Origin of the sequence: Pseudomonas sp. ENNP23 (assembly GCF_001728945.1) — a bacterium.
Taxonomy (GTDB): domain Bacteria; phylum Pseudomonadota; class Gammaproteobacteria; order Pseudomonadales; family Pseudomonadaceae; genus Metapseudomonas; species Metapseudomonas otitidis.
This window is the reverse complement of the sequence record NZ_LYSP01000021.1, coordinates 39,631-62,970: the sequence shown is the minus strand read 5'-3', so window position 1 is coordinate 62,970 and position 23,340 is coordinate 39,631. Positions and strand designations below refer to the sequence as shown.

18 protein-coding genes and 3 pseudogenes are annotated in these 23,340 nt (G+C 68.4%); 6 read left to right on the top strand and 15 right to left on the bottom strand.

Features of this window, described 5'->3' with window-relative positions; genetic code table 11:
* Positions 1 to 29 precede the first annotated feature (29 nt).
* From A9G05_RS13505 to rhtA, 6 genes are all read right to left on the bottom strand, one after another.
* Positions 30 to 3,110 (bottom strand): error-prone DNA polymerase, encoded by a 3,081-nt coding sequence (locus A9G05_RS13505; protein WP_069561474.1) that lies wholly within the window; start codon positions 3,108 to 3,110, stop codon positions 30 to 32.
* Positions 3,107 to 4,519, bottom strand: coding sequence for a DNA polymerase Y family protein (locus A9G05_RS13500; protein ID WP_069561473.1), 1,413 nt, complete (start codon positions 4,517 to 4,519; stop codon positions 3,107 to 3,109). Before A9G05_RS13500 ends, A9G05_RS13505 begins: the two co-directional genes overlap by 4 nt.
* Positions 4,520 to 4,521: 2 nt before the next feature.
* Entirely contained in the window at positions 4,522 to 5,148 is a 627-nt protein-coding gene (imuA, locus tag A9G05_RS13495) for a translesion DNA synthesis-associated protein ImuA (protein WP_069561472.1), read from the bottom strand.
* Between the two features lie 93 nt (positions 5,149 to 5,241).
* Entirely contained in the window at positions 5,242 to 6,735 is a 1,494-nt protein-coding gene (locus A9G05_RS13490) for a sensor domain-containing diguanylate cyclase (protein WP_240921160.1), read from the bottom strand.
* A 362-nt stretch (positions 6,736 to 7,097) separates the two neighbouring features.
* Positions 7,098 to 8,039 carry a serine O-acetyltransferase EpsC gene (gene epsC, locus A9G05_RS13485; RefSeq protein ID WP_069561471.1) on the bottom strand — a complete coding sequence of 314 codons (942 nt, stop codon included), beginning with the start codon at positions 8,037 to 8,039 and terminating at the stop codon, positions 7,098 to 7,100.
* 74 nt (positions 8,040 to 8,113) lie between these two features.
* The gene (gene rhtA / locus A9G05_RS13480) at positions 8,114 to 9,004 is read right to left on the bottom strand and encodes a threonine/homoserine exporter RhtA (RefSeq protein WP_069561470.1); all 891 of its coding nucleotides are present in this window, start codon (positions 9,002 to 9,004) and stop codon (positions 8,114 to 8,116) included.
* A gap of 60 nt (positions 9,005 to 9,064) precedes the next feature.
* Here rhtA and A9G05_RS13475 point away from each other — a divergent pair, with 60 nt between their 5' ends.
* A complete protein-coding gene (locus A9G05_RS13475; RefSeq protein WP_083272577.1) occupies positions 9,065 to 9,655 on the top strand; it encodes an XRE family transcriptional regulator in 591 nt (196 codons plus the stop codon).
* Between the two features lie 6 nt (positions 9,656 to 9,661).
* On the opposite strand, the gene A9G05_RS13470 is transcribed toward A9G05_RS13475, so the two are convergent.
* From A9G05_RS13470 to A9G05_RS13455, 4 genes are all read right to left on the bottom strand, one after another.
* Entirely contained in the window at positions 9,662 to 9,958 is a 297-nt protein-coding gene (locus A9G05_RS13470; protein ID WP_069561468.1) for a DUF5629 family protein, read from the bottom strand.
* A gap of 68 nt (positions 9,959 to 10,026) precedes the next feature.
* Positions 10,027 to 10,350 carry a hypothetical protein gene (locus A9G05_RS13465; RefSeq protein WP_338135392.1) on the bottom strand — a complete coding sequence of 108 codons (324 nt, stop codon included), beginning with the start codon at positions 10,348 to 10,350 and terminating at the stop codon, positions 10,027 to 10,029.
* Between the two features lie 137 nt (positions 10,351 to 10,487).
* Positions 10,488 to 11,024, bottom strand: coding sequence for a cytochrome b (locus A9G05_RS13460; protein WP_069561466.1), 537 nt, complete (start codon positions 11,022 to 11,024; stop codon positions 10,488 to 10,490).
* A complete protein-coding gene (locus tag A9G05_RS13455; RefSeq protein ID WP_069561465.1) occupies positions 11,021 to 12,079 on the bottom strand; it encodes a catalase family peroxidase in 1,059 nt (352 codons plus the stop codon). Before A9G05_RS13455 ends, A9G05_RS13460 begins: the two co-directional genes overlap by 4 nt.
* A 130-nt stretch (positions 12,080 to 12,209) precedes the next feature.
* Between A9G05_RS13455 and A9G05_RS13450 the strand changes: the two genes are divergently transcribed.
* Positions 12,210 to 12,722 carry a sigma-70 family RNA polymerase sigma factor gene (locus tag A9G05_RS13450; RefSeq protein WP_069561464.1) on the top strand — a complete coding sequence of 171 codons (513 nt, stop codon included), beginning with the start codon at positions 12,210 to 12,212 and terminating at the stop codon, positions 12,720 to 12,722.
* The gene (locus A9G05_RS13445) at positions 12,719 to 13,465 is read left to right on the top strand and encodes an anti-sigma factor (RefSeq protein WP_069561463.1); all 747 of its coding nucleotides are present in this window, start codon (positions 12,719 to 12,721) and stop codon (positions 13,463 to 13,465) included. Before A9G05_RS13450 ends, A9G05_RS13445 begins: the two co-directional genes overlap by 4 nt.
* A 48-nt stretch (positions 13,466 to 13,513) precedes the next feature.
* Here A9G05_RS13445 and A9G05_RS13440 read toward each other — a convergent pair whose 3' ends face one another.
* From A9G05_RS13440 to A9G05_RS28455, 3 genes and pseudogenes are all read right to left on the bottom strand, one after another.
* A complete protein-coding gene (locus A9G05_RS13440) occupies positions 13,514 to 14,110 on the bottom strand; it encodes an NADPH-dependent FMN reductase (protein ID WP_069561462.1) in 597 nt (198 codons plus the stop codon).
* 258 nt (positions 14,111 to 14,368) lie between these two features.
* Positions 14,369 to 14,896 (bottom strand): annotated as a pseudogene (locus tag A9G05_RS28460) (methyl-accepting chemotaxis protein); the annotation flags it as partial.
* Between the two features lie 330 nt (positions 14,897 to 15,226).
* Positions 15,227 to 16,294 (bottom strand): annotated as a pseudogene (locus A9G05_RS28455) (HAMP domain-containing protein); the annotation flags it as partial.
* Between the two features lie 472 nt (positions 16,295 to 16,766).
* Between A9G05_RS28455 and A9G05_RS13430 the strand changes: the two are divergent.
* The 3 genes from A9G05_RS13430 (at position 16,767) to A9G05_RS13420 (ending at position 21,126) form a co-directional block, all read left to right on the top strand.
* Entirely contained in the window at positions 16,767 to 18,086 is a 1,320-nt protein-coding gene (locus A9G05_RS13430) for a Na+/H+ antiporter family protein (protein ID WP_069561460.1), read from the top strand.
* Between the two features lie 117 nt (positions 18,087 to 18,203).
* Positions 18,204 to 19,886, top strand: coding sequence for a methyl-accepting chemotaxis protein (locus A9G05_RS13425; RefSeq protein WP_069561459.1), 1,683 nt, complete (start codon positions 18,204 to 18,206; stop codon positions 19,884 to 19,886).
* 172 nt (positions 19,887 to 20,058) lie between these two features.
* Complete coding sequence (locus tag A9G05_RS13420; protein ID WP_069561458.1) at positions 20,059 to 21,126, top strand: AI-2E family transporter; 1,068 nt, start codon at positions 20,059 to 20,061, stop codon at positions 21,124 to 21,126.
* 105 nt (positions 21,127 to 21,231) lie between these two features.
* Here A9G05_RS13420 and A9G05_RS26615 read toward each other — a convergent pair.
* Positions 21,232 to 21,555 (bottom strand): annotated as a pseudogene (locus tag A9G05_RS26615) (alpha-ketoglutarate-dependent dioxygenase AlkB); the annotation flags it as partial.
* Between the two features lie 292 nt (positions 21,556 to 21,847).
* Positions 21,848 to 23,323 carry an NADH-quinone oxidoreductase subunit NuoN gene (nuoN, locus tag A9G05_RS13415; RefSeq protein WP_069561457.1) on the bottom strand — a complete coding sequence of 492 codons (1,476 nt, stop codon included), beginning with the start codon at positions 23,321 to 23,323 and terminating at the stop codon, positions 21,848 to 21,850.
* Between the last annotated feature and the right edge of the window lie 17 nt (positions 23,324 to 23,340).

Below are 23,340 nucleotides of genomic sequence, written 5' to 3'. Positions count from 1 at the left end.
GGGTGCCATCCCCCCAGCCGGGCTTCTGCTCAGTGGAAGTCCCGGCTGCGCACATCCAGCCCGGTCAACAGTTCGGACAGGTCCCGCAGTCGCCCGGCGATCACGTGGCGCACCCCGTCCGCACACTCGAAGTGACCGTCCACCCGCATCAGTTGCGAACGCAGCAAGGCCTGGCGCTGGTGTTCGGCCAGGTCGCGCCAGACCACCACGTTGATCATGCCGAACTCGTCTTCCAGAGTGACGAAGGTCACCCCGCTGGCGGTTTGCGGGCGCTGCCGACCGACCACCAGGCCCGCGACGCTGATGGGGCGCCCCGATTCCACCTCGGCCAGCTCCCGCGAACTGCGGCAGCGCTGGGCACGCAGGGCGTCGCGCAGCAGCGTCAGCGGGTGGGGCCCCAGGGTGGTGCCGAGGGTGGCGTAGTCGGCCATCAGATTCTCGCCGACGCTGGGCCGCGGCAGGGCCACCGGCGCTTCGATCGGAGCCGGCAGGCCGGCGAACAGGGGCAGCTGTGGCTCCACGGCGGCAATGGCCCAGCGCGCACGGTGGCGGTGCCCGGCCAGGGCCCGCAGGGCGCCGGCATCGGCCAGCCGCTCACGGGCGCGGGCATCCAGGCGGGCGCGCAGGCAGAGGTCGGTCACGTCCTGGAAAGGGGCTTGCCGGCGTGCCCGTCCGATGGCCTCGGCGTCGTCCTGGCGGAAGCCTTTCACCAGGCGCAGGCCGAGACGGATGGCCGGCTGCGGTTCGCCTTCGTCCTCCAGGCTGCAATCCCAGTCGCTGTAGCGCACGTCCACCGGGCGCACGCGGATGCCGTGGCGACGCGCGTCCTGCAGCACCTGGTCAGGGCTGTAGAAGCCCATCGGCCAACTGTTCACCAGGGCGCAGGCGTAGGCTGCCGGCTCGTGGCACTTGAGCCAGCAACTGGCGTAGGTGAGCAGGGCGAAGCTGGCCGCGTGGGACTCGGGAAAGCCATAGCTGCCGAAGCCCTTGATCTGCTCGAAGATGCGCGCGGTGAACTCGGGGGTGTAGCCCTTCTCCAGCATCCGTTCGGTCAGCCGGATGCGGTGCGGCTCCAGCCCGCCATGACGCTTCCAGGCGGCCATGGCCCGGCGCAACTGGTCCGCTTCCCCGGCGGTGTATTCCGCCGCTACCACCGCCAGCTCCATGACCTGCTCCTGGAACAGTGGCACCCCCAGGGTCCGTTCGAAGACCGGGATCAGCTCCCTGGAGGGGTACTCCACCTTTTCCTCGCCGTTACGCCGCCGCAGGTAAGGGTGGACCATGTCGCCCTGGATCGGGCCGGGGCGGACGATGGCCACCTGGATCACCAGGTCGTAGAAGGTCTGCGGCCGCAGGCGCGGCAGCATGGCCATCTGCGCGCGGGACTCGATCTGGAACACCCCGACGGTGTCAGCCTTGCTGATCATCGCGTAGGTGGCTGCGTCCTCCCGGGGCAGGCTGGCCAGGGTCCAGCGCTTGCCCCGGTAGGCGGCCAGCAGGTCGAAGCAGCGGCGCAGGGCGCTGAGCATGCCCAGGGCCAGTACGTCCACCTTGAGCAGGCCGACGGCATCGAGGTCGTCCTTGTCCCACTGGATCACCGTGCGCTCGGCCATGCTGGCGTTTTCCACCGGCACCAGCGTCGGCAGCGGGTGCTCGGAGATGACGAAGCCCCCCGGATGCTGGGACAGGTGGCGGGGGAAGCCGATCAGCTCGCCGCACAGCACCAGGATGCGGTGCAGCAGCGGGCTGCCCGGGTCGAAGCCCGCCTCGCGCAGGCGCTCCTCGGTGGGCAGGTGGTCGCTCCAGCGGCCGCAGCAGGTGGCCAGGGCGTTGATGGCATCGGCCGGCAGCCCGAGGGCCTTGGCCACGTCACGCACCGCGCCGGCAGCGTGGTAGGTGTTGACCACCGCGGTCAGCGCGGCGCGGTCGCGACCGTAGCGGCGGAACACGTACTGGATGACCTCTTCCCGACGCTCGTGCTCGAAGTCGACGTCGATGTCCGGCGGCTCCTTGCGCTCGCGGGAGAGAAAGCGCTCGAACAGCAGGCGGCTGTGGGTCGGGTCCAGTTCGGTGATGCCGAGCACGAAGCACACCACCGAGTTGGCCGCCGAGCCCCGGCCCTGGCAGAGGATGGCCTGCTCCCGGGCGAAGCGGACGATGTCGTGGACGGTGAGGAAGTAGCTTTCGTAGCCCAATTCGGTGATCAGGGCCAGCTCATGCTCGATCTGGGTGCGGACCTTCTCGCTGGCACCGCCTGGCCAGCGCCAGCGCGCGCCGTCTTCCACCAGTTGGCGCAGCCAGGTAGCGGGCGTATGGCCCTCCGGCACCAGCTCACGGGGGTAGTGGTACTCCAATTGGCCCAGGTCGAAGCGGCAGCGTTCGGCGATACGCAAGGTCTCGGCCAGCAGCTCGGGCGGGTAGAGCGCGGCCAGCTCCTCGCGGCGGCGCAGGTGCCGCTCCCCGTTGGGGAACAGCCGTGCCCCGGCCTCGGCGACGGGCAGGTGATGGCGGATGGCGGTCATGCAGTCCTGCAGGGCGCGCCGGCCCCGGGCATGCATGTGCACGTCGCCACAGGCCACCGCCGGTATTGCCAGTTGGCGGGCCAGGTGAAGGTGGCGCTGCAGTCGGGCGTCGTCGTCCGCCCCCCGGTGCAGCTCGACGCCCAGCCACAGCCGCCCCGTGAAGTGTGCCAGCCAGCGCTGGCCGGCCTCGGGGCGGCTGGTCGGCGTGGGCAACCAGATCGCCAGCAACCCCTCCGGGGGCACTTCGAAGTCCGCATCGAGCAGGCGGTAGTCGCCTTTCGGCGCGCGTCGACGGGCACGGGTGATCAACTGGCACAGCGCCTGGTAGCCAGTGATGTCTTCCACCAGCAGCACCAGGCGCTCGCCGTCGGGCCCTTGCAGCTCGCTGCCGAGGATCAGCGCCACGTCCGTGGCCTTGGCGGCCTGCCAGGCCCGCACGGCGCCGGCCAGGGTGCATTCGTCGGTGATCGCCAGGGCGCGGTAGCCCAGTTGCCGGGCGCGCTCGAAGAGTTCCGTTGCACTGGAGGCGCCGCGCTGGAAGCTGAAGTTGGACAGGCAGTGCAGCTCGGCGTAGTCCGGCGCGCTCATGCGAACCAGCCCTGCAACTGCAGCGGGCCTGTTTCACCCAGCGGACGAAAGGCCCAGCCCTGCTGGCCCCGGTGGGTCAGCACGCGGTAGTAGTCGCGGCGGATGTCCTCGCCGTCCCACCAGCCGGACTCGATGCGCTCGGGCCCGCCCAGCAGGTGCACCGAGCCTTCCGGCAGGGGCTGGGGCGTGGCCAGCAGCCAGGCCGGGCGTGGCCCCGTGGCCGGCAGCGGGGGCGCCAGGGGCACGAAGCCCGGACGCCAGGCCCGCTCGGGGCGGTGGTCGGCCTGGGTCATCAGGCCCTGCACGGCGTCGTCGCCCAGGCGCGCGCGCAGGCGTTCACGCAGTTGCTCCCAGCCGAGGCTCTGCTGGGGACGGTTGTCGAACAGGCTGTAGCGGTCCGGCACGAAGGCCGGCAGGTCCTCCGCGTCCAGGCGCAGGGCGATGACCGGGCCGGGCAACTGCAGGGCCTCCAGGCGGCCGCGGGCGAACTCCAGCAGCAGGGCCGCCTCGCGTTCGGCATTCAGCAGGCCCACCTCGACGAGGGTCGGCGTGCCCGTGCGGTGTTCCAGGTACAGGCTGAAGCGCTGCACCCCCTGGTCGCGGCTGGCCAGGTAGGCAGCCAGGTCGGCGGTCATGCGGCGCAAGGGGAAGAGCAGGGCCTGGGTGGACTCCACCTCGAAGTTCAGTTCGATGCGGGTGCTGAAGCGGTCCGCCGGGCGGTAGAAGGCCAGCGCCTGGGGCTGTCGGCCGAGCAGGGTGTCGAGGTGCTGCAGCACCCCGGCCGGGAAGCGCCGTGCCAGTTCGTTGCGCGGCAGGGCCAGCACCTGTGTCACCTCGCGCAGGCCCATGCGGGCCAGGGCGGTGGCCTGCGACGGCTCCAGGCCGATGCGGGCGAGCGGCAGCGCGCCGATGGCCGAGGGCAGGGCCGGGTCGTCCACGGCCAGGCCGTCGTGCACGTTGGCCAGGGCGCGTGCAGCCGCCGGGTTGGGCGCCAGGGTGATGCGGTGGCGAAAGCCCAGGGCTTGCAGCTCGGCTCGCAGGCGGGCCTCGAAGCGTGGCCAGGGGCCGAACAGGCCCAGGCTGCTGTGCACCTCCAGCAGCAGGCAGCGTGGGTAGTGCAGGCTGACCTGGGAGCTGAAGCCGTAGGCCCAGGCAGCGAGGAACAGGCGCCAGCGCTCGATGGCCTCGGTGTCGTACTCGGCCTGCTCGAAGCCGGAGGCCAGGGCCTGGGCGGCGCTCAGGGCCATCCCCGGGCGCAGGCCCAGGGCCCGCGCCGGTTCGCTGACCGCCTGCAGGATGCGCCGCTGGGCGGGGCCTGTGAGCAGCACCAGCGGCGCCTGGCTGTCATCCCGGCCGCGCAGCACGCCGTCCAGCGCCAACTGGGGCAAGAGGATGCAGGCCCAGCGCACGGTCAGGGCCCCACCCGCGCATCCAGCGGGATTGGCCGGGCACTGGGCTGGCCACCCCGGCACTTGATCACCCGCAGGCGCGCCGGGTTGGCTTCGATGGCCAGGCGCAGGGCGGCGGGCGAGGGGTTCCGGGCTTCCCCCAGGGAGCGGTAGGCGAAGGCGAGGGTCTGGCCGCTTTCGGCGGCCACCTGCAGGCGACGCAGGGCGCGGTCGTCGGCCCGGTCCGGCCAGGTCAGCACGGCGCCGCAGCTGCCGGAGCGCAGGCACTGCTCGGCGGCCCACAGGGCATCCCGGCCCTGTGTCTGGACCAGGCTGAGCTGCCCCAGGTCCACCCCGGCGGCCTGCCAGGCGGGCGGGTAGGGCAGGTGGGGTGGCCCCACCAGCACGATGCGCTCACCGGCCTGGCTGAGGCGGGCAAGAGTGGGCAGCAGCAGGCTCAGTTCGCCGACACCGGGCAGGCTCACCAGCAGCTCGCTCAGGGCCGCTTCCGGCCAGCCGCCGCCAGGCAGTACAGCGTCCAGCGTGGCGTGCCCGCTGGGGTAGCGGCTGGCAGGTGCAGCGGGCGTGGCCTGGCCGCGCCAGAGGCGGCGTTCGTTGAACAGGCGGTCGAGGGCGACGACGGTAGACATGGGGGGTGTGTCAGAAATTACTGTATATAAATACAGTAATTTCACTCCCCGAAGGCGGTCAAGCTGCCGTGCAGCGCCCGGACGGGTGGTGCGTCAGTGCACCTCGACGCGGTTGCGGCCTTCCGCCTTGGCCCGGTACAGGGCCATGTCGCTGCGGGACAGGGCGCCGGCGGCGGTGACGTCGGCAGGGCCCAGGGTGGTGATGCCGATGCTCACGGTCAGGGGGATGCGTTCGCCCTGGTACAGCAGCGGCACCTCTTCCAGGCGCTGCTGCAGGCGCTTGGCGAAGACCATGGCGCTGTGGTGATCGGCGTCGTGCAGCACCACGGCGAACTCTTCACCACCCATGCGCCCGGCGAAGTCGACCCGGCGCATCTGCTCGCTGAGCAGGGCGGCGAAGTGGCGCAGGGCCTCGTCGCCGGCGCTGTGGCCCCAGCGGTCGTTGATGCCCTTGAAGTGGTCCAGGTCGAACATCAGCAGTGCCGCGCCGCAGTTGCCGGGCCGTTGCAGGCGGGCCAACTGTTCTTCCAGGCGGGTCATGAAGTGCCGGCGGTTGGGCAACTGGGTGAGGAAGTCGGTGATGGCCAGGGTCTGCAGTTCGGCCTCGATGCGCTTCTGCTCGCTGATGTCGGTGATGAAGCCGTGCCAGAGCACGCTGCCATCGCCCAGGCGCTTGGGGTGGGCGTTGCCCAGGCGCCAGCCCACTTCGCCGTTGGGCAGGCACACGCGGTACTCCCGGTGCCAGGGGGTGAGGGCCATGGCGGAGGTTTCCAGGGCGCTGAGGTAGCCCGGCAGGTCGTCGGGGTGGATCAGGGCGAGGATGCGTTCGCGCCCTGCTTTCACCTGCTCGGGAGAAAGGCCATAGATGTCCAGGCTGCCGGCGCTGACGTAGCGGTATTCGCCCCTGCCGTCGGGGTGGCGCAGGTACTGGAAGACCATGCCGGGGATCTCGTTGGTGAGGTCCGTCAGCAGTTCGATGTTCTGCTCCAGCCGGCGGGCCATGCGCTTCATCTCGGTGATGTCGGTGGTGGTGCCGATCATCCGCAGGGCACGGCCCTGTGCGTCGCGTTCGACCACCTTGCCGCGGCTGCTGACCCAGATGTAGCTGCCGTCCTTGCGTTGCAGGCGATGCTCCACCTGGTAGTCGGGGGTGCGCTGCTCGAAGTGGTCGAGCATGGTGCGGTGCACGTAGTCCAGGTCATCGGGGTGGACGCGGCCGTAGCTGTCTTCGATGCGGTCGCTGATTTCCCCGACGGCGTAGCCGAGCATGGACTTCCAGCCCGGTGAGTAGTGGATGCGCCCATTGACCACGTCGCGGTCCCAGATGCCGGTGCCACTACCGGCCACGGCCAGCGCCAGGCGCTGCTCGTTTTCCTTGAGGGCGGCGGTCTCGTCCTGCATGCGTTGCAGGCGTTGCTGCTGGTCGAGCAGTTCGGCCGCCAGGCGGGCGAAGTCGGCCAGGGCCGTGGTGTCGAGGGTGTCTGCCAGGGGGGCTTCGTCGAGCAGGATGAGGCGGGTATCAGTGCCGGGCAGGGGCTGCTGATGAAGGGCTCGCAGGCCTGGCGACTCCCCATTGCAGGCGGCCACGACCTGCTCTGCGGGTGATCCGTCACAGGCGAGCAGACCCTCGGCGCTCAGCAGGGCTGCCGCACGCACACGAAAAACCTGCCGCACCAGATGCAGCAGAGGGGTGAAGCTCGTCGCCGGGGGTGTCACGTAGGACCTCTGGAGCTGTATCGGTGGGTGGCCATGGTTTCAGGGTGCCTGTCCATGGCGGGCCCGGCTTTCCGGGCCGGGCCGTGCAACCGGGAGCGACGTGACAGCCGTCGTCCCATGGATGCTAGATCAATGCAGGCCACTGGCCAGTGTCCGTGACCGGTCATTCATCGGCTGCCCGGGGGCCGTTCGTCCGGACGCGCGCTGCGGTGGTGTGCCGCGGCGCACACCGGTCAGGCGCCGCAGTCGCTCTGCAGGCTGGCCTGGGTGATGTTGCTGTCGGCCGGCACGCTGCGGGTCAGCCAGACGTTGCCGCCGATGACCGAACCCTTGCCGATGGTGATGCGCCCGAGGATGGTGGCGCCGGCGTAGATCACCACGTCGTCCTCGACGATGGGGTGGCGGGGCTGGCCCTTCTGCAGGTTGCCCGACTCGTCCGAGGGGAAGCGCTTGGCGCCCAGGGTCACCGCCTGGTAGATGCGCACACGCTCGCCGATGATCGCCGTCTCGCCGATCACCACGCCGGTGCCGTGGTCGATGAAGAAGCTCTTGCCGATGGTGGCGCCGGGGTGGATGTCGATGCCGGTGGCCGAGTGGGCGATCTCGGCGATGATGCGCGCCACCAGCGGCAGGCCGTTCTTGTAGAAGTAGTGCGCCAGGCGGTGGTGGATGACCGCGTGGATGCCGGGGTAGCACAGCAGCACTTCGTCGACACTGCGAGCAGCCGGGTCGCCCTGGAAGGCGGCCAGTACGTCGCTGTCTAGCAGGCGGCGCAGTTGCGGCAGGGCGGCGGCGAAGCCCTGGACGATGGTGATGGCTTCGCACTCGATGTCGGCGGCGCTGGTGCTGTTCTGCCGGGCGGTGTAGCCCAGCTCGCGGCGCACCTCGCCAGCCAGGGCGTTGAGTGCCACGTCCAGGGTGTGGCCGACGTAGAAGTCTTCGCTTTCCTCGCGCAGGTCCGCCGGGCCGAGGCGCATGGGGAAGAGCGCGCCGCTGATGGCTTCGATGATCTGGCCGATGGTGGTGCGCGAGGGCAGTTCGCGTCCGCCGCGATCCTGGCCGCGACCATTGCGGCTGCGCCACTCTTCACGGGCGCTGCGCAACTCGCTGACGATCTGGTCCAACTGCCAGTTGACCGGGCGGCAGCCGGTGGAAACGTAGGGGAACTTGTTCATGGACGATCCTGTGAGGGCGCAAGGCAGGGCGATAGCCTTGCGCAGGAGGGCTTCGCTCGGCAAGGGGTTTACGCTCAGTCGGCGGGAATCAGTCCCTGCACTTCTTCCTTGCGCTTCATGCTCGCGGTGGTGCCCACCGAGGCGAGGATGATGGCGCCGATGGCGGCCCACTGCAGCAGCGTCAGCTTTTCACCGAGGAACAGCAGCCCGGAGAGCGCCCCCAGGGCCGGCTCGATGCTCATCAGGGTGCCGAAGGTCCGCGCCGGCATGCGTTGCAGGGCGTACATCTCCAGGGTGTAGGGGATGGCGGTGGAGAGCAGCGCCACCCCCAGCGCGGTGGGGATCAGAGCCAGGTTGAGCAGGTCGGTGCCCGCATGGATCACGCCGAAGGGCGCGGCGGCGAAGGCGGCGATGATCACTCCCAGGCAGGCGCTCTGCATGCCGTGGTCGGCCCCGGCACGCTGGCCGAAGATGATGTACAGCCCCCAGCACACGCCGGCGCCGAGTGCATAGGCAGCGCCCAGCGGATCGATGCCGCTGGCGTTGGCGCCCACCGGCAGGAGCAGCAGCAGGCCGGCCACCGCCAGGGCGATCCAGACGAAGTCCAGCAGGCGTCGCGAGGAGAATATCGCCACTGCCAGCGGCCCGGTGAACTCCAGCGCCACCGCCACGCCCAGGGGCACCGTGCGCAGGGACATGTAGAACAGCAGGTTCATGAAGCCCAGGGCCACGCCGTAGGCCACCACGCTGCCCAGGGCGCCGGTGTTGATGCGGGCGCGCCACGGGCGCAGCACCAGGATCAGGAAGATCGCGGCGAACACCAAGCGCAGGGTGGTGGTGCCTTCGGCGCCGATGAGGGGGAACAGGCTCTTGGCCAGGGACGCGCCGCTCTGCACGGAGGTCATGGCGATGATCAGCACGCCGACGGGCAGGAGCGTCGCGGCCAGGTTGCGGGACTGGGTCATGGTTTTCCGGATCAGACAGGGAAGGGCGCGTGCTTGTGGTGCGCCAGGATGTGCAACATAATGCGCAAATTCATCTCGATGAGCAATATATTGCCCAAGTCCATGGACCGACCCAACGTACTGGAACACGTCTCCGAGAACGTTCGCCGCCTGCGCAAGGCGCTGGGCATGAGCCAGGATGCGCTCGCTTCGGAATCCGGGGTGAGCCGGCGGATGATCGTCGGCATCGAGGCCGGGGACGTGAACGTCAGCCTGGCGACCCTGGACCGCATCGCCGAGGCCCTGGGGGTGCTGTTTCCCGACCTGGTGCAGGCACCGAGTCGCCCGGATCGCTCGCGTATCGAAGCGGTGGCCTGGGTCGGCGAAAACCCGCGCAGCCGCGCGGTGCTGCTGGCCAGCGCCCCGGCGCGGCGCGAGGTGGAGCTGTGGTCCTGGGCCCTGGAGCCGGGCGAGCGCTACGCCTCGGAGGCGGATGCCGAGGGCTGGCGGGAGATGGTCTACGTCATCGAGGGGGAGCTGACGCTGGAACTGCCGGAGGGGCTGGTGACAGTCCGCGCCGGGGACTTCCATGTGTTCGCCAGCAGCCAGCCCTATGCCTACTCGAACCTGGGCGCGGTGCCCCTGCGCTACCTGCGCAACGTGGTGAGCTGAGCCTGTTCAGGCCTGCTCGGGCGCCTCGTCTTCTTCATCGTCGTCATTGCTGCCGCTGAATGCTTCCATGCACACCAGGTGGTGCTCGCCCTGGTCGCTGTCGATCCGCCAGCTGCCATCGGCTTCGGCGCGGGCCTGTTGAACCTGCTCGGCACTGAATTGCCAGACGCGACGGTCGCGGCCGTCGATGCATTCGATGCGCAGGGCCCCGTCGACCAGGTCGAATTGCCAGGCATGCAGGCCGTCGATCTCCAGCATGTCGCTGTTGTCGAGGGTGTCGAGGAGGGTGGTCGGTTCGCTCATGGTGCGGCTCGGGTGCTGTGAAAAGGCCGCGATGATAGAGCACGCCCGTCGCCAGGGCGACCCTGGGCTCAGGGCGTGCCGCTGCCCACCAGGCGATCGGCTTCGCTGATGTAGGCGTTGCCGGTCTTGCGGGCGTACAGGCACAGCTCGTTGCCGCTGCGCCCTTTCATATGCGGCTGGGGGTAGCGGCCGGTGATCATCAGCGCGGTGAGGCCGAGGCGGTCGTCGAACACCACGGGTTGGCCTGCGGGCTTTGCATCCTTGAGGGTGCTGACGGCGGTGCAGGCCGCCAGGACGCGGCGGTCGTGCTGTTTCCAGGCATCGTCGCCGGACGCCAGGGCGTTGCCGGCGCAGCACAGCAGGGTGATCAGAAGGCAGGGGATGCGGCTCACGGCGGTTCTCCAGGGTGAAGGCCAGGCACCGCCCATTTCGCGGCAGGCCGCTTGCCGGCCTGCCGCGTCGGGAATGGGGGGTGCGTACAGCTCCTAGACCACGGCCGTCTGGATTGGTTTGGGTCGGATCACGCCGTTCAGCGGCCCCCGAGCATGCTGCCGAGCACGCCGTCGCGACGGACCAGGCCGTGGAACAGCGCGGCGCCCAGGTGTGCCAGGACGCAGGCCAGCAACAGGTAGGCGAGCCAGCGGTGGGCGCTGCGCAGCACCGCGTAGAGCTGGGCGTCGTGCGGGGCGATGGCCGGCAACTGCAGGGCGTTGCCCAACTGCACCGGGTAGCCGCCGGCGGAGAGCATGCCCCAGCCCACCAGGGGCATGGCCAGCATCAGGCCGTAGAGCAGCACATGGGAGGCGTGGGCCAGGCGCTGCTGCCAAGCCGGCATGTCGCTCGGCAGCTTTGGTGCCGGCCGACGCAGGCGCACGCCCAGCCGCAGCACGGCGAGCACCAGCAGGGCGACGCCCAGCGGTTTGTGCACGGCCACCAGGGTGGTGTGCCAGGGGCTGAGCTCCACCACCATGCCGGCACCGATGAACAGCATGGCCAGGATCAGGACCGCCATCAGCCAGTGCAGCAGGCGGGCGAGCGGGGTGAAGACGGGGCGGGTGGAATTCATGGCTGGGCTCCGGGGCGAGGGGCGGGGGCGCCTTCGTGGGTGCGGCGGTTGAAGGACACGGCGTAGGCAGCCGAGCGGGCGGCGAGGATCGGGTCGGCCGAGGGCTCGATGCCGTCGGGCAGCACCAGCGGGTCGAAATTGAGGTCGCGGCAGTCTCCTTGGCCCTCGGGCTGGGCACGGTCGATCACCAGGGTGCCGGCCTCCACCTGCTGGCGCTCGGCGGGCCAGGCGCGGGACGGGTCGTCCACCGGGTCGCCGTCCTCTGCCAGGGTCAGCACCAGGTGCCAGCGCAGCGGGCCTTGGGCCAGGCGGCGGTGGAGGTCGTGGGCGAGGAAGTCCGGGTCGTCCACCTGGGTGTTCAGGGGTTCGTAGGGCGCTTCCGGCACCATCGTCCAGCGCACGTAGCGGGCCTGGCCCTCGGCGTTCACCAGGCGGAAGGCATTGAGGCCGTGGTAGCGGGCGTTGGCGAAGCTGTTGGACGGCTTGTTGGCCTGGGCCCACTGGCGGAAGGCCGCGCTCTCCGGGTGGGCGTCGAAGAAGGCCTGCACCTTCGCCGGGTTCGGCTTGCCGGTGGCCGGATCGGGGGCCGAGGCGAGCACCTGCTCGAAGAAGGCCTCCACCGTGCCCACCGCCAGCACCGCCGGGGTGTTCATGCCGGTGCGCCACTCCTGGCCGTCGGCGCTGCGCAGGCGCAGGGCCAGGCTGCGCACCGGCACGCTGGCATCGGCAGCGAAGGGGTTGCTGCCACCGATGGACAGGCGCCCGGTGACCGGGATGTCGCCCGGGGCGAAGACCTGGGCGCGGGAATAGCCGGCAGCCGCGCCGCTGGACTGGAACTGGCCGCTGATGCACAGGCCCTTCGCGTGGTTCTTGCGGTAGCCGGGGTAGTGGCCGGCATTGGCTTCGAAGGTGTCGATGATGCGTTGCGGCGTCAGGCGCTGCGGGCCGATCCAGCCGGCGGTCCAGGCGAAGGCGCCGGCCAGCCCGGCGACCGCCAGGCCGATCAGCGAGAGCCGGCCGGCGAGCTGGGCGCGGCTGAGGGGGGAAGGGGTCATGGATGGCTCCTCTGGCCAGGTCATTGAGCGGGTGGGACGTACGAGCGGAGGATTTATTCCCGCCGGCTGGAATAAAGTTGCGGCTGGGGCGTCTTCCTCCACAGCATCCTTGCCCCGAGTCCCGTTCCCCATGCATGACATCGATGACGACGAACTTCGCGAACTGCTGCAGCGCCTGCGCCGTTTCGCCCTCTGGCTGACCCGCGAGCCCGCCAGTGCCGATGACCTGGTGCAGGCCACGGTGGAGCGCGCCCTGGGCGATCGCCAGGGGCCGCGCCAGGCCGAGAGCCTGCGGGCCTGGCTGTTCGCCATCCTCTACCGCAAGTTCCTCGACGGGCAGCGGCGCGCCCGTCGCTACGCCAAGGTGCTGGGCTTCTTCGGCCTCGCCGGTGCCGACGAGAGCCCGTCGCTGGAGGCGCAGGTGGAGGCGCGTTCGACCCTCGATGCCTTCGCTCGCCTGCCGGCCGAGCAGCGTGCGCTGCTGGTGCTGGTGGGGGTGGAGGGGCTCAGCTACAAGGAGGCCGCCGAGGCCCTGGACCTGCCCATTGGCACCGTCATGTCCCGCCTCTCCCGCGCGCGCAAGGCCCTGCGCGCGCTGGCCGAGGGCGAAATCGCATCCCCTTCGTTGCGGATACTCAAATGACTTCCTTCGAACCCAGCGAACACGATCTCCACGCCTACCTGGACGGCCAGCTCGACCCCGCACAGGCCCGCCTGGTGGAAGCCTGGCTGGCCCGCCACCCCGAGGCAGCCGCCCAGGTGGAGGGCTGGCGCCAGGACATGCAGCACCTGCGTGCCGGCCTCGCCGACTTGCAGGGGCTGCCGCCCAACCCAGCGCTGGACCCGCGCGCCATCCGCCGCGCACGGCTGGCCCGCCAGCGTCGCCAATGGGCGACGGCAGCCGCCTTGCTGCTGGCCTTGGGACTGGGGGGCGTGGGTGGCTGGCAGGTCCGTGAGCAGACCCTGCTGGCGGACATCCCGCCCATGCAGGACGCCCTGGAGGCGCACCGGCTGTTCGCCCTGGGCAGCGTCGCGGTGGATGTGCAGGGCGATGCTGGCAACCTCCAGGCCTGGCTGGACCGGCGCTTCACCCATGCGTCGCGCATTCCCGACCTGTCGCCCTACGGCTTGCGCCCGGTGGGTGGGCGGCTGCTGACCAACGAGCAGGGTGCGGCGGCGATCCTGCTGTTCGAGGACGCCAACGGCCAGCGGGTCAGCCTGTACCTGCGCTCGCCCGGTGCGCTCTATGCCGAGATGCCCAGTGGCAGCCGCCAGGACGGTGACCTGGAGGCACGCTACTGGTCGCGCAATGGCTACAACTACGCGCTGGTGGGCCCCAGCGGTGACCCGCGCGGTGCGGTGGTGCAGCGGGCGCTTTCGCTGTAAGGGGTGGGCGCTGTGAGGGACGGCCCCGCGCTGGCAGGGCCGGCGCGCTTACATGCCGTTGGTGAAGGCGGGGTTGCTGAAGTCGATGCTGGCGCGCACCGGCTGCAGGGCGGTGGCGTACTTGGCGAGGATGTCCAGGTCGTAGTCCAGGCGGTCGCGGATGCGCTGGTCGTCTTCGCTGGCCACTTCGGTGCCGTTGAGCACCTTCTCCACGCCGCGGACGATCAGGTGTTCGGGCAGGTAGCAGAGGCGGCAGTTCTTGTAGCTGGAGGCGCGCAGCTCGCTGATCGGGTAGCCGCCGCCGATGCCGGAGGAGACGCCCACCAGCAGCCCTGGCTTGTGGGCCAGTTCGGCCTTGCTGGCATAGATGAAGAAGTTCTTGATGGCCGGGCAGGCCATGCCGTTCCACTCGGGGGCGATGATCACCACCGCGTCGGCGGCCTTCAGTTGTTGCTGGAAGCCGGCCCAGGGGCCGGTGTCTTCGGCGGGCCACAGTGGCAGCGGCTGCTGGCCGAGGTCGATGACCGAGGTGCCGGCCTCATCGGCCAGCTTCAGCTCGACCAGGCGTTGGCGGATGAAGCGGGCGACCTTGCCGGACTGGCTGTTGGCGCGGCTGGAACCGGCCACGATGGCGTAGTTGAGCATTGTGTTGTCCTTGCATGAACGGGAATAGGGCGCTTCTAAAAACTACCTGCGTTGTCATCGCTGCGCTAAAAACAGGCTCGTGCGCGAGTTCGATCAAAATGCTCATTTACCGCGCGTAAACTGCGCTTTTTAGCCTGTTTTTGCCTTGCGCTGACTGCCTCGCCTACGTTTTTGGAGGCGCCCAAAGGGGAGAGGCAGGCTAGCGAGCGGCACGCCGGCTAACAAGCGCCGGCGTGCCAGGGCGTGGAGCCGATGGCGTCAGACCTTGAACTGGTCCATCAGGCCCTGCTGGTGGTTGGCCAGGCGGTTGAGGTTCTGGCTGACCTCGGCCGATTCCCGCGCCCGCACCGAGAGGGATTCGGTGACATCGCGGATGGCAGCGACGTTGCGGTTGATCTCCTCGGCCACGGCGCTCTGCTCCTCGGCGGCGCTGGCGATCTGCAGGTTCATGTCGGTGATCACGGTGACGGCATCGCCGATCTTGCGCAGCGAGGCCACCGTCTGGCCGACCTGCTCGACGCTGTTCTGGGCCTGGCGGTGGCTGCTGTGCATGGAGCCGACCACTTCGCGGGTGCCGTTCTGCAGACCTTCGATGACCTGGCGGATCTCTTCCACCGAGTCCTGGGTGCGCTTGGCCAGGTTGCGCACCTCGTCGGCGACCACGGCGAAGCCGCGGCCGGCTTCCCCTGCGCGGGCGGCTTCGATGGCGGCGTTGAGCGCCAGCAGATTGGTCTGTTCGGCGATGGCGCGGATCACTTCCAGCACCGAGCCGATCTGTTCGCTGCTGCTGGAGAGGCCCTGCACTTCCTCCATGGCGGCGCTCATCTCGCTGGCCAACTGCTCGATGGCGCTGGTGGTACGGTCGATCATCGCTAGGCCTTCCTGAGTGGCCAGGTCGGCGCCCCGTGCGGCTTCGGCGGCCTGGGCTGCGCTATGGGCCACGTCGTGGGCAGTGGCGCTCATCTCGTTGGAGGCGGTGGCGACCTGGTCGACTTCCTTGTACTGCTGCTGCATGCCGGCGCTGGTCTGCTCGGCGATGGCGGAGGCCTGGTCGGCAGTGCCCCGGGCGTCCTGCACCGAGCGCTTCACGTCGGAAATGGTCGGCTGCAGCTTGTCGAGGAAGCGGTTGAACCAGCCGGCCAGCTCGCCCAGTTCGTCCTGGCGGGCGTACTCCAGGCGGCGGGTGAGGTCGCCTTCGCCGCTGGCGATGTTCTTCAGCATGGCGGCCACGCCGAGGATCGGCCGGGTGACGCCAAGGGCGGTGAGCCACATCAGGCCGAGGCCGATCACGGCGGCGGCGAGACCGATGAGGGCCGAGACCAGGCTGCTGGCGTCGCGCTGGGCATCCAGTTCCTTCTGCAGTTCGATGGCGGGGGCCAGCAGCACCTTGTCCGGCACCTCCAGCAGAACGCTCCAGGGCGAGGCAGTGGGGATCGGCTTGAAGGGCTCCATCACTCGCAGCATGCCGTCCTTGTCAACGTTGCTGGGTTTGCCGCTCTGGAGGGCTGCGGTGAGGGCGGCGGCATCGGCGCCGAAGACAGCGTCGAGCTTCTGACTGAGCTGGCTGACGTCCTTGCTGTGGCCGGCGAGCAGGCCGGCGGGGCTGAGGATGCTGATGTGGGCCTTGCCGTCGTACAGCTCCTGGCTGCCCTGCTGGCTGAGCTGCTGGAGGCTGTCGAGGCTGATGTCCAGGCCCATGACGCCGATGACCTTGCCGTTCTGGAGCAGCGGGAAGGCGATGCTGGTCATGAGGATCTTGCGGTCGCCGACGTCGTCGAAATAAGGCTCCAGCACGCAGGAGTCGCGGGTCTGGATGGGGCAGGTATACCAGGCGTTGTAGGGCGAGCCGCTGGGGCCGGTGCTGCTGTCCTCGAGCATCTTCTCGTCCATGATCTCCAACAGCAGCTCACCCGGTGTGGCCTGGGACCAGTAGAGGGCGAAGCGGCCCTTTTCGTTGCTGCCCAGTTCGCCCTGCTCGAGGAACAGTTCGTCCTTGCCGTCCAGGGCGTCGGGCTCGAATACCAAGTAGAGGCCCAGCAGGCTGGGGTTGGCCTCCAGGCTGGTGCGTACCTGGCGGGTCAGATCCTCTCGCAGGTCGAAGGCATCGAGGAAGCGCTTCTCGGCCTGCTCCTTGAGGAACAGTACCTGGCGGGAGAATCCATTGCCGTATTGATAGGCGTCCATGAAGTAGCGCTGGATGCGGATGGCCTGCAGCTCGCCACGGGCTTGCAGTCGCTGGCGGGCGCTGTGGTCGAGCATCTGGGCGCTGGAGGCCTTCACCAGTTCGGCACTGCGCTTGGATTGGTAGAGGGAGGCGCCCACCAGGAGGGTCACGATGGCCAGCAGGCACAAGCCGGCGAGCAGGGTGATCTTCCACTGGATGGAAAGGCGACTGAACGGCATGGTCTTTTCCTTCTTCTCGTCAGACTACAAGGCGGCTATCGGCCGAGTGGCCGCTTACTTGATGGCGCCGGCCCTGGCGATGGGGCTTCCCAGTGTGAAACCGCAGGCTGCACTTGGCAGCACGCAAGGATTGTGCACGCGTTGTTCGGCATTCTGAACGGGCACTCGTTTTGACAGTATCGTCCGGTTTCGGCAGAGTACGCGGCTTTTTTCGCCGCTCTCCATGAACGGGGGCGGCCTTCGGGAGAGTGGAATGAATGCAGTGATCGTGGCAGTCGGCGTGATGCTGGTGCTGAGCCTGCTGCGCGTACACGTGGTGCTGGCGCTGATTCTGGGGGCGCTGGCGGGCGGCCTGCTGGGCGGGCTTGGTGTGGACGGCACGCTGGAAGCCTTCAACAAGGGGCTGGGCGGTGGTGCGACAGTCGCGCTGTCCTACGCGATGCTGGGGGCCTTTGCCGTGGCGATTTCCTGCTCCGGCCTTGCCCATGCTCTGGCCGACCGAGCGTTGGCGCTGGTGGGGCGCCAGGACGGTAACGGCGGCGGTGCTCTGAAGTGGGGCCTGGTATCGCTGTTGCTGGGTGTTGCAATCGCTTCGCAGAACATCCTGCCGATCCACATTGCCTTCATTCCGCTGCTGGTGCCGCCGCTGCTTTACGTGCTGACCCGCCTGCAGATCGACCGCCGCCTGGTGGCTTGCGTCATCACCTTCGGGCTGATCACGCCTTACATGTTCCTGCCGGTGGGCTTCGGCAACATCTTCCTCAACGAGATCCTGCTGGCCAACGTGGCCCGCAGTGGGGCAGATGTCACTGGCGTAAACGTGACCCATGCGATGGCCATCCCGGCGCTGGGCATGGTCGCGGGCCTGCTGATCGCGGTGCTGTTCAGCTACCGGCGCAAGCGCGTCTATGACCTGGCGCGCATCACCGCCGCAGAGCAGGTGGAGGTGACCTACGACCGGCGCAGCCTGCTGGCCGCCGGTGCCGCCATCGTCGCCGCCTTCGTGGTGCAACTGTGGCTGGACTCGATGATCGTCGGCGCACTGGTGGGCTTCCTGCTGTTCTCCGCCAGCGGCGTGGTGCGCTGGCGCCAGGTGGACGGCCTGTTCACCGAGGGCATGAAGATGATGGCGATGATCGGTTTCATCATGATCGCCGCCGCCGGCTTCGCCGAGGTGATGCGTGCCACCGGCCAGGTGAACACCCTGGTGGAGGCCTCCGCCGGGCTGATCGGCAACAGCAAGGCGCTTGGTGCGCTGCTGATGCTGCTGGTGGGGCTGCTGGTGACCATGGGCATCGGCTCGTCCTTCTCCACGGTGCCGATCATCGCGGCGATCTTCGTGCCGTTGTGCCTGCAACTGGGTTTCAGCCCGCTGGCCATCGTCTCCATCGTCGGCACCGCTGGTGCCTTGGGTGATGCCGGTTCGCCGGCCTCCGATTCGACCCTGGGCCCTACCTCCGGCCTCAACGTGGACGGCCAGCACCACCACATCTGGGACACCGTGGTACCCACCTTCCTGCATTACAACCTGCCCCTGCTGGCCTTCGGCTGGCTGGCGGCCATGGTGCTGTGACGGAGCGCTCGTTCCGCCGCTTTTTTTCTCACGATTCGCTATAGCTAATGAAGGGGCAGCCGATACGTCGGCTGTCCCCTTTCGTTTTCCCGGTCTGCCGCCCTGAGGAATGGATACATGCGCCTGACACTCAAAACCAAGGTCCTGCTGCTGGCGCTCGCGCCAGTCATCCTGTTCGCCGTCGTGCTCAGCGGCGCGGCAGCCAAGGTCCTGCTGAGCCTCGCCGAGGGTGAGGTGAAGGAAACCCGCGAGCGTCTGATCGATGAGAATCGCCGGGAGCTGCAGCATTACATGCAGATCGCCCTGGGCTCGGTGCAGATGCTCTACGACGCGTCGGCCGCCAATGACATGGCGAGCCGCGAGAAGGCCATCGAGATCCTGAAGAAGATCAAGTACGGCAAGGACAGCTACTTCTTCGCCTACGACTCCCAGGTGATCCGCCTGTTCCGTGGCGACAGTCCGGTGGACGTAGGCAAGAGCTTCTCCGGCCGCAAGGACGTCAACGGCGTGGCCGTGAACGATGAACTGGTCCGGGTCGCCAAGGACGACAGCCGTTATGTCTTCTACAGCTCGCCCTTGCCGGGCAACGAGAGCGTGCAGGTACCCAAGCTCGCCTATAGCTATTACCTGCCCAAGTGGGACATGGCCCTGGGCACGGCGGTGAATCTCGACGGTGTCGAGGCTCAGGTGGCCGAGGTGCAGGAGGCGATCGACGCGCGCATCAGCACCATCCTCACCAGCATCGTGGTGATTGCGGTGATCCTGCTGGTGGTGTTCGGCATCGTCGGCACGACCCTGGCCAACGCTTTCCTCCGTCCGTTGCAGCAGATCAAGGCCAACCTTGACGACATCGCCGCCGGTGACGGCGACCTGACTCATCGCCTGCCGATCAACAGCCAGGACGAACTGGGCGAACTGGCCGGTTCCTTCAACCGCTTCGTCGAGAAGATCCACGGTCTGGTGCGCCAGATCGTCGAGATGACCGTGCAGCTCACCGGCCTGGTGGACCAGGTCTCCGCCCAGGCCCACCGCTCCGAGCAGGCCATGGAGCGCCAACGCCACGAGACCGACCAGGTGGCCACCGCCATCAACGAGATGAGCGCTGCCGCGCACGAGGTGGCCCAGAGTGCTCAGGGCGCCGCCGAAGCCGCGCAGAAAACCGATCAGGAAGGCCAGGCCGCCAAGCGCGTGGTGGACGGCAGCATCACCCGTATCCATTCGCTGGTGGGCGACATCCGTGAGAGCGGCGTGTCCCTGGACAGCCTGCAGCAGGACGTGCAGTCCATCGTCAGCGTGCTCGGGGTGATCCGCTCCATCGCCGAGCAGACCAACCTGCTGGCGCTCAACGCCGCCATCGAAGCCGCCCGTGCGGGTGAGGCCGGTCGCGGCTTCGCCGTGGTGGCCGATGAGGTGCGTGCCCTGGCCAGCCGCACCCAGCAGAGCACCCAGGAAATCCAGGGCATGATCGACCGCCTGCAGCAGGGCACCCAGGACGCGGTGACCGCCATGCGCCGCTCCAGCGATGCCGGCGAGGTCACCAGTGAGCAGGCCAACCAGGCTGGCGCCTCGCTGGACGCCATTGCCGGGCTGATCGGCACCATCAACGCCATGAACGCGCAGATCGCCAGCGCTGCCGAGGAGCAGACGGCGGTGGCCGAGGAGATCAACCGCAGCGTGCACCAGATCGCTGTCGCCGTGGACAGCGTCGCCGACGACACCCGCCAGGGTGCCGAGACCGCCCGCTCCCTGGCTGCCCTGGGCGACCGTCTGGGCGCGCTGGTGCGTCAGTTCCGTATCTGATCGCCAACCTGTTCGGCTCGGGACGCGAAGCCATTCGCGTTCCGGGCTGAAGCCCGGGCCAAGGTAAATCCACCTCGGGTCAGTGCTTTTGGGTGCTGCACCTGCAAAGTCTTCGCACTTTGTATCGGCACTGGCGGACTAAACCGGTAATCCCACTGGATACCGCCCGCCCATGTCCGCCTCCCGCTATCCCCTCGAACTCCGCTCGCTGATCCTGCTGCTGGTGCTGGTCTCCCTGGCCTTCATCTGGATTCTCCTGCCGTTCTACGGCGCCGCGTTCTGGGCGGTGGTGCTGACAGTGGTGTTCGCGCCGCTGCAGCGCCGCCTGGCCCTGCGCCTGGGCGGGCGAGGCAACCTGTCGGCGCTGCTGACCCTGGGGGTGTGCCTGCTGGTGGCGATCATCCCGGTGTGCCTGATCGGCCTGCTGCTGGTGCAGCAGGGGGCCGACCTGTATAGCCGGCTGGAGTCCGGCGAGCTGGACCTTGGCATGTACCTGGAGCGCTTCATCGATCTGCTTCCGCAGGCGTTGCAGCAGCACCTCGGCCGCTTTGGCCTGGACAACCTGAACGACCTGCGTGACCGCCTGGTGAGTGCCGCTACCCAGGGCAGCCAATTCCTCGCGACCCAGGCGTTCTCCATCGGGCAGGACACTTTCCAGGTGGTGATCAGCTTCTTCCTGATGCTCTACCTGCTGTTCTTCTTCCTCCGCGATGGCCCGGAAATCGTGCGGCACATCCGCACGGCGCTGCCCCTGGCCGATCACCACAAGCGCCGCCTGCAACTGAAGTTCACCCGTGTGGTCCGGGCGACGGTCAAGGGTAACGTGGTGGTGGCGGTGATCCAGGGCGGGTTGGGCGGCGTGGTGTTCTGGCTGCTGGGCATCCCCAGCGCATTGCTCTGGGGCGTGCTGATGGCCTTCCTGTCCCTGCTGCCGGCGGTGGGCTCGGGACTGATCTGGGCGCCGGTGGCGGCCTGGCTGATGCTCAGTGGCGAGCTCTGGCAGGGCGCGGTGCTGGTGCTGGCAGGCGTGCTGGTGATCGGCATGGTGGACAACCTGCTGCGGCCGATCCTGGTGGGCAAGGATACGCGCATGCCGGACTACCTGGTGCTGCTCTCCACCCTGGGTGGGATTTCGCTGTTCGGCCTCAATGGCTTCGTCATCGGACCGTTGGTGGCAGCGTTGTTCATGGCCAGTTGGGGGCTGTATGTCAGCACCCGTCGGCGGGTCCGCCTGCCTTAAGGCGCCGCCCGCAGGCGGCGGAAGGTAAGGCTGATACGCGGGCCGACGGCTGCGGTCCGGGGGGATGGCGTGCAGCCAGTGGGCCTGGACGGCCTGGTCCATGTAGAGCAAGGAGCCGGAAGGTAGCGTCCAGGCCACTTCGTGCTCGCGGTCGGCCTTGCTGCGGAAGCGGATCTCGCGGGAGTCCCCGAGGGAGAGGATGGCCACCCCCGTGCCGGGCTCCAGCACCTCGCACTCATCGGAATGAAAGCCCATGGATGACTGGCCGTCCTCGTAGAGGTTGAGCAGGCAGTTGTTGGCAGAGAAGCCAATGACCGGCTGCAGGCGCTCGCCAAGCCATTGGGCCCAGGCCGGCAGTGGCGTGGCGGGGTAGTTAATCTGCGAGTAGTTGTAGGCGACCCCGTAGCTGGCAGTGCGCCGCGCGCGCATCCGGGTGTCCCAGGTGACCGTTTCGAGCAGTTGATGCAAGTGCCTGTCCGGCTCGTCGAGGAAATCGGGGATGAACAGCAGGTCGGGTCTTGGGTGCACGGCTTCGTCCTTGATGGGGCGGCTGCAGGGTTGCCCGCTGGAGCAGGCTGCCGATGATGCCGGGACTTGCCGGCTGGCGCCATTGTCTTGCTGGTCTCACCTGCCTGGAGGCGGAAGGGGAGGGCACCCCGAGGTGAACAGGTATGAAAAAGCCCGGCATTCGCCGGGCTTTTTCGTCACTGCCGTGGGGCACTCAGTGGCCGAGTGCGACCAGGCCGGAGTGCTGGACCAGGTCCAGCAACGGCTGCGGGTAGACGCCGAGCACGAAGGTGAGCAGGGCGACGATCAGCAGCATGATGCCGCCGGCGCGCTGGGCCCAGTGCAGGTCGGCGTCGTGACGACGCAGGTTCGGCTCCACCAGGAACAGCGTGACCATGACCCGCAGGTAATAGAACACGCCGATGGCGCTGCCCAGGATCATCACGCCCAGCAGTAGCCAGAGGTGGGATTCGACACCGGCGGCGATGACGAAGAACTTGCCGATGAAGCCTGCGGTGAGCGGAATGCCGGCGAGCGACAGCATCATCACGGTGAGTACGGCGGTCAGGTACGGACGGCGCCAGAACAGGCCACGGTATTCGTACAGGGCGTCGCAGTCACGGCCGTTGTAGGGCGTGGACATCAGTGTCACCACACCGAACGCACCCAGGCTGGTGAGCACGTAGGTGGCCAGGTAGACGCCGATGGCCTCCACGGCCATGCCCTTGGTGGCGATCAGGGCGATCAGCAGGTAGCCGAAGTGGGCGATGGAGGAGTATCCCAGCAGGCGCTTGATGTTGCTTTGCAACAGGGCCAGCAGGTTGCCGAACAGGATCGAGGCGATGGCGATGGCGGCCAGCAGGTCGTTCAGCCAGCCACCGGCGGTGGCCGGGGAGATCTGGTAAAGGCGAACCAGCACGGCGAACACGGCGACCTTGCTGGCGGTGGCCAGGAAGGCCGACACCGGCGCCGGGGAGCCTTCGTAGACGTCTGGCGTCCAGAGGTGGAAGGGCACCAGGGACAGCTTGAACGCCAGGCCGACCAGCATCATGCCGATGCCCAGTTGCACCAGGCCTCCGGGAACGCCCTGGCCGGAGAACTTGGCGCCGATGCCGGCGAAGCTCAGGGTGCCGGCGTCGGCGTAGAGCAGGGCCATGCCGAACAGCAGGAAGGCGGAACCGGCGGCCGAAAGCACCATGTATTTGATGCCGGCTTCCAGCGAGCGCTTGTTGAAGAAGGCGTAGGCCACCATGCCGTAGACCGGCACCGACAGCAGCTCCAGGCCGATGAACAGGCCGGCCATGTGCTGCGCGGTGACCAGCACCAGGCCACCGCAGGCGGACAGGAGGATCAGCAGGTACATCTCCTCGCGGTTGCCCGGGTAGCCCTGGCCGGTGTTGCCGCCCAGATAGGCGTGGATCAGGGTGACGCACGCCAGGGTGGAGGCCAGTACCAGCGCCATGTAGTAGCAGCCGAAGGTGTCGACCTTCAGCAGCGGGGTCACCTCGATGGGGGTGACGCCCAACGCGGGGATGATGGCCAGCAGGGCGGCGTTGAGGCCGACCACCGACATGCCGAAGGTCAGGGTGTGGTTACGCTTCCAGGCCACGGCCAGCATCACTGCGACGACAGTGGCGCAGGCAACCAGCAGCGGCAGCAGGGCGATCAGGTGTTGAGTCGTGAATTCCACAGCGTGATGTTCCATGA

Coding starts and splice junctions, on each gene's coding strand:
- rhtA (WP_069561470.1), bottom strand. CDS start 9,004: ATGACCCAGTCCCGCAACCTGGCCGCGACGCTCCTGCCCGTCGGCGTG.
- A9G05_RS13445 (WP_069561463.1), top strand. CDS start 12,719: ATGACTTCCTTCGAACCCAGCGAACACGATCTCCACGCCTACCTGGAC.
- imuA (WP_069561472.1), bottom strand. CDS start 5,148: ATGTCTACCGTCGTCGCCCTCGACCGCCTGTTCAACGAACGCCGCCTC.
- A9G05_RS13470 (WP_069561468.1), bottom strand. CDS start 9,958: ATGAGCGAACCGACCACCCTCCTCGACACCCTCGACAACAGCGACATG.
- A9G05_RS13475 (WP_083272577.1), top strand. CDS start 9,065: ATGCGCAAATTCATCTCGATGAGCAATATATTGCCCAAGTCCATGGAC.
- epsC (WP_069561471.1), bottom strand. CDS start 8,039: ATGAACAAGTTCCCCTACGTTTCCACCGGCTGCCGCCCGGTCAACTGG.
- A9G05_RS13440 (WP_069561462.1), bottom strand. CDS start 14,110: ATGCTCAACTACGCCATCGTGGCCGGTTCCAGCCGCGCCAACAGCCAG.
- A9G05_RS13430 (WP_069561460.1), top strand. CDS start 16,767: ATGAATGCAGTGATCGTGGCAGTCGGCGTGATGCTGGTGCTGAGCCTG.
- A9G05_RS13505 (WP_069561474.1), bottom strand. CDS start 3,110: ATGAGCGCGCCGGACTACGCCGAGCTGCACTGCCTGTCCAACTTCAGC.
- A9G05_RS13425 (WP_069561459.1), top strand. CDS start 18,204: ATGCGCCTGACACTCAAAACCAAGGTCCTGCTGCTGGCGCTCGCGCCA.
- A9G05_RS13420 (WP_069561458.1), top strand. CDS start 20,059: ATGTCCGCCTCCCGCTATCCCCTCGAACTCCGCTCGCTGATCCTGCTG.
- A9G05_RS13450 (WP_069561464.1), top strand. CDS start 12,210: ATGCATGACATCGATGACGACGAACTTCGCGAACTGCTGCAGCGCCTG.
- A9G05_RS13460 (WP_069561466.1), bottom strand. CDS start 11,024: ATGAATTCCACCCGCCCCGTCTTCACCCCGCTCGCCCGCCTGCTGCAC.
- A9G05_RS13455 (WP_069561465.1), bottom strand. CDS start 12,079: ATGACCCCTTCCCCCCTCAGCCGCGCCCAGCTCGCCGGCCGGCTCTCG.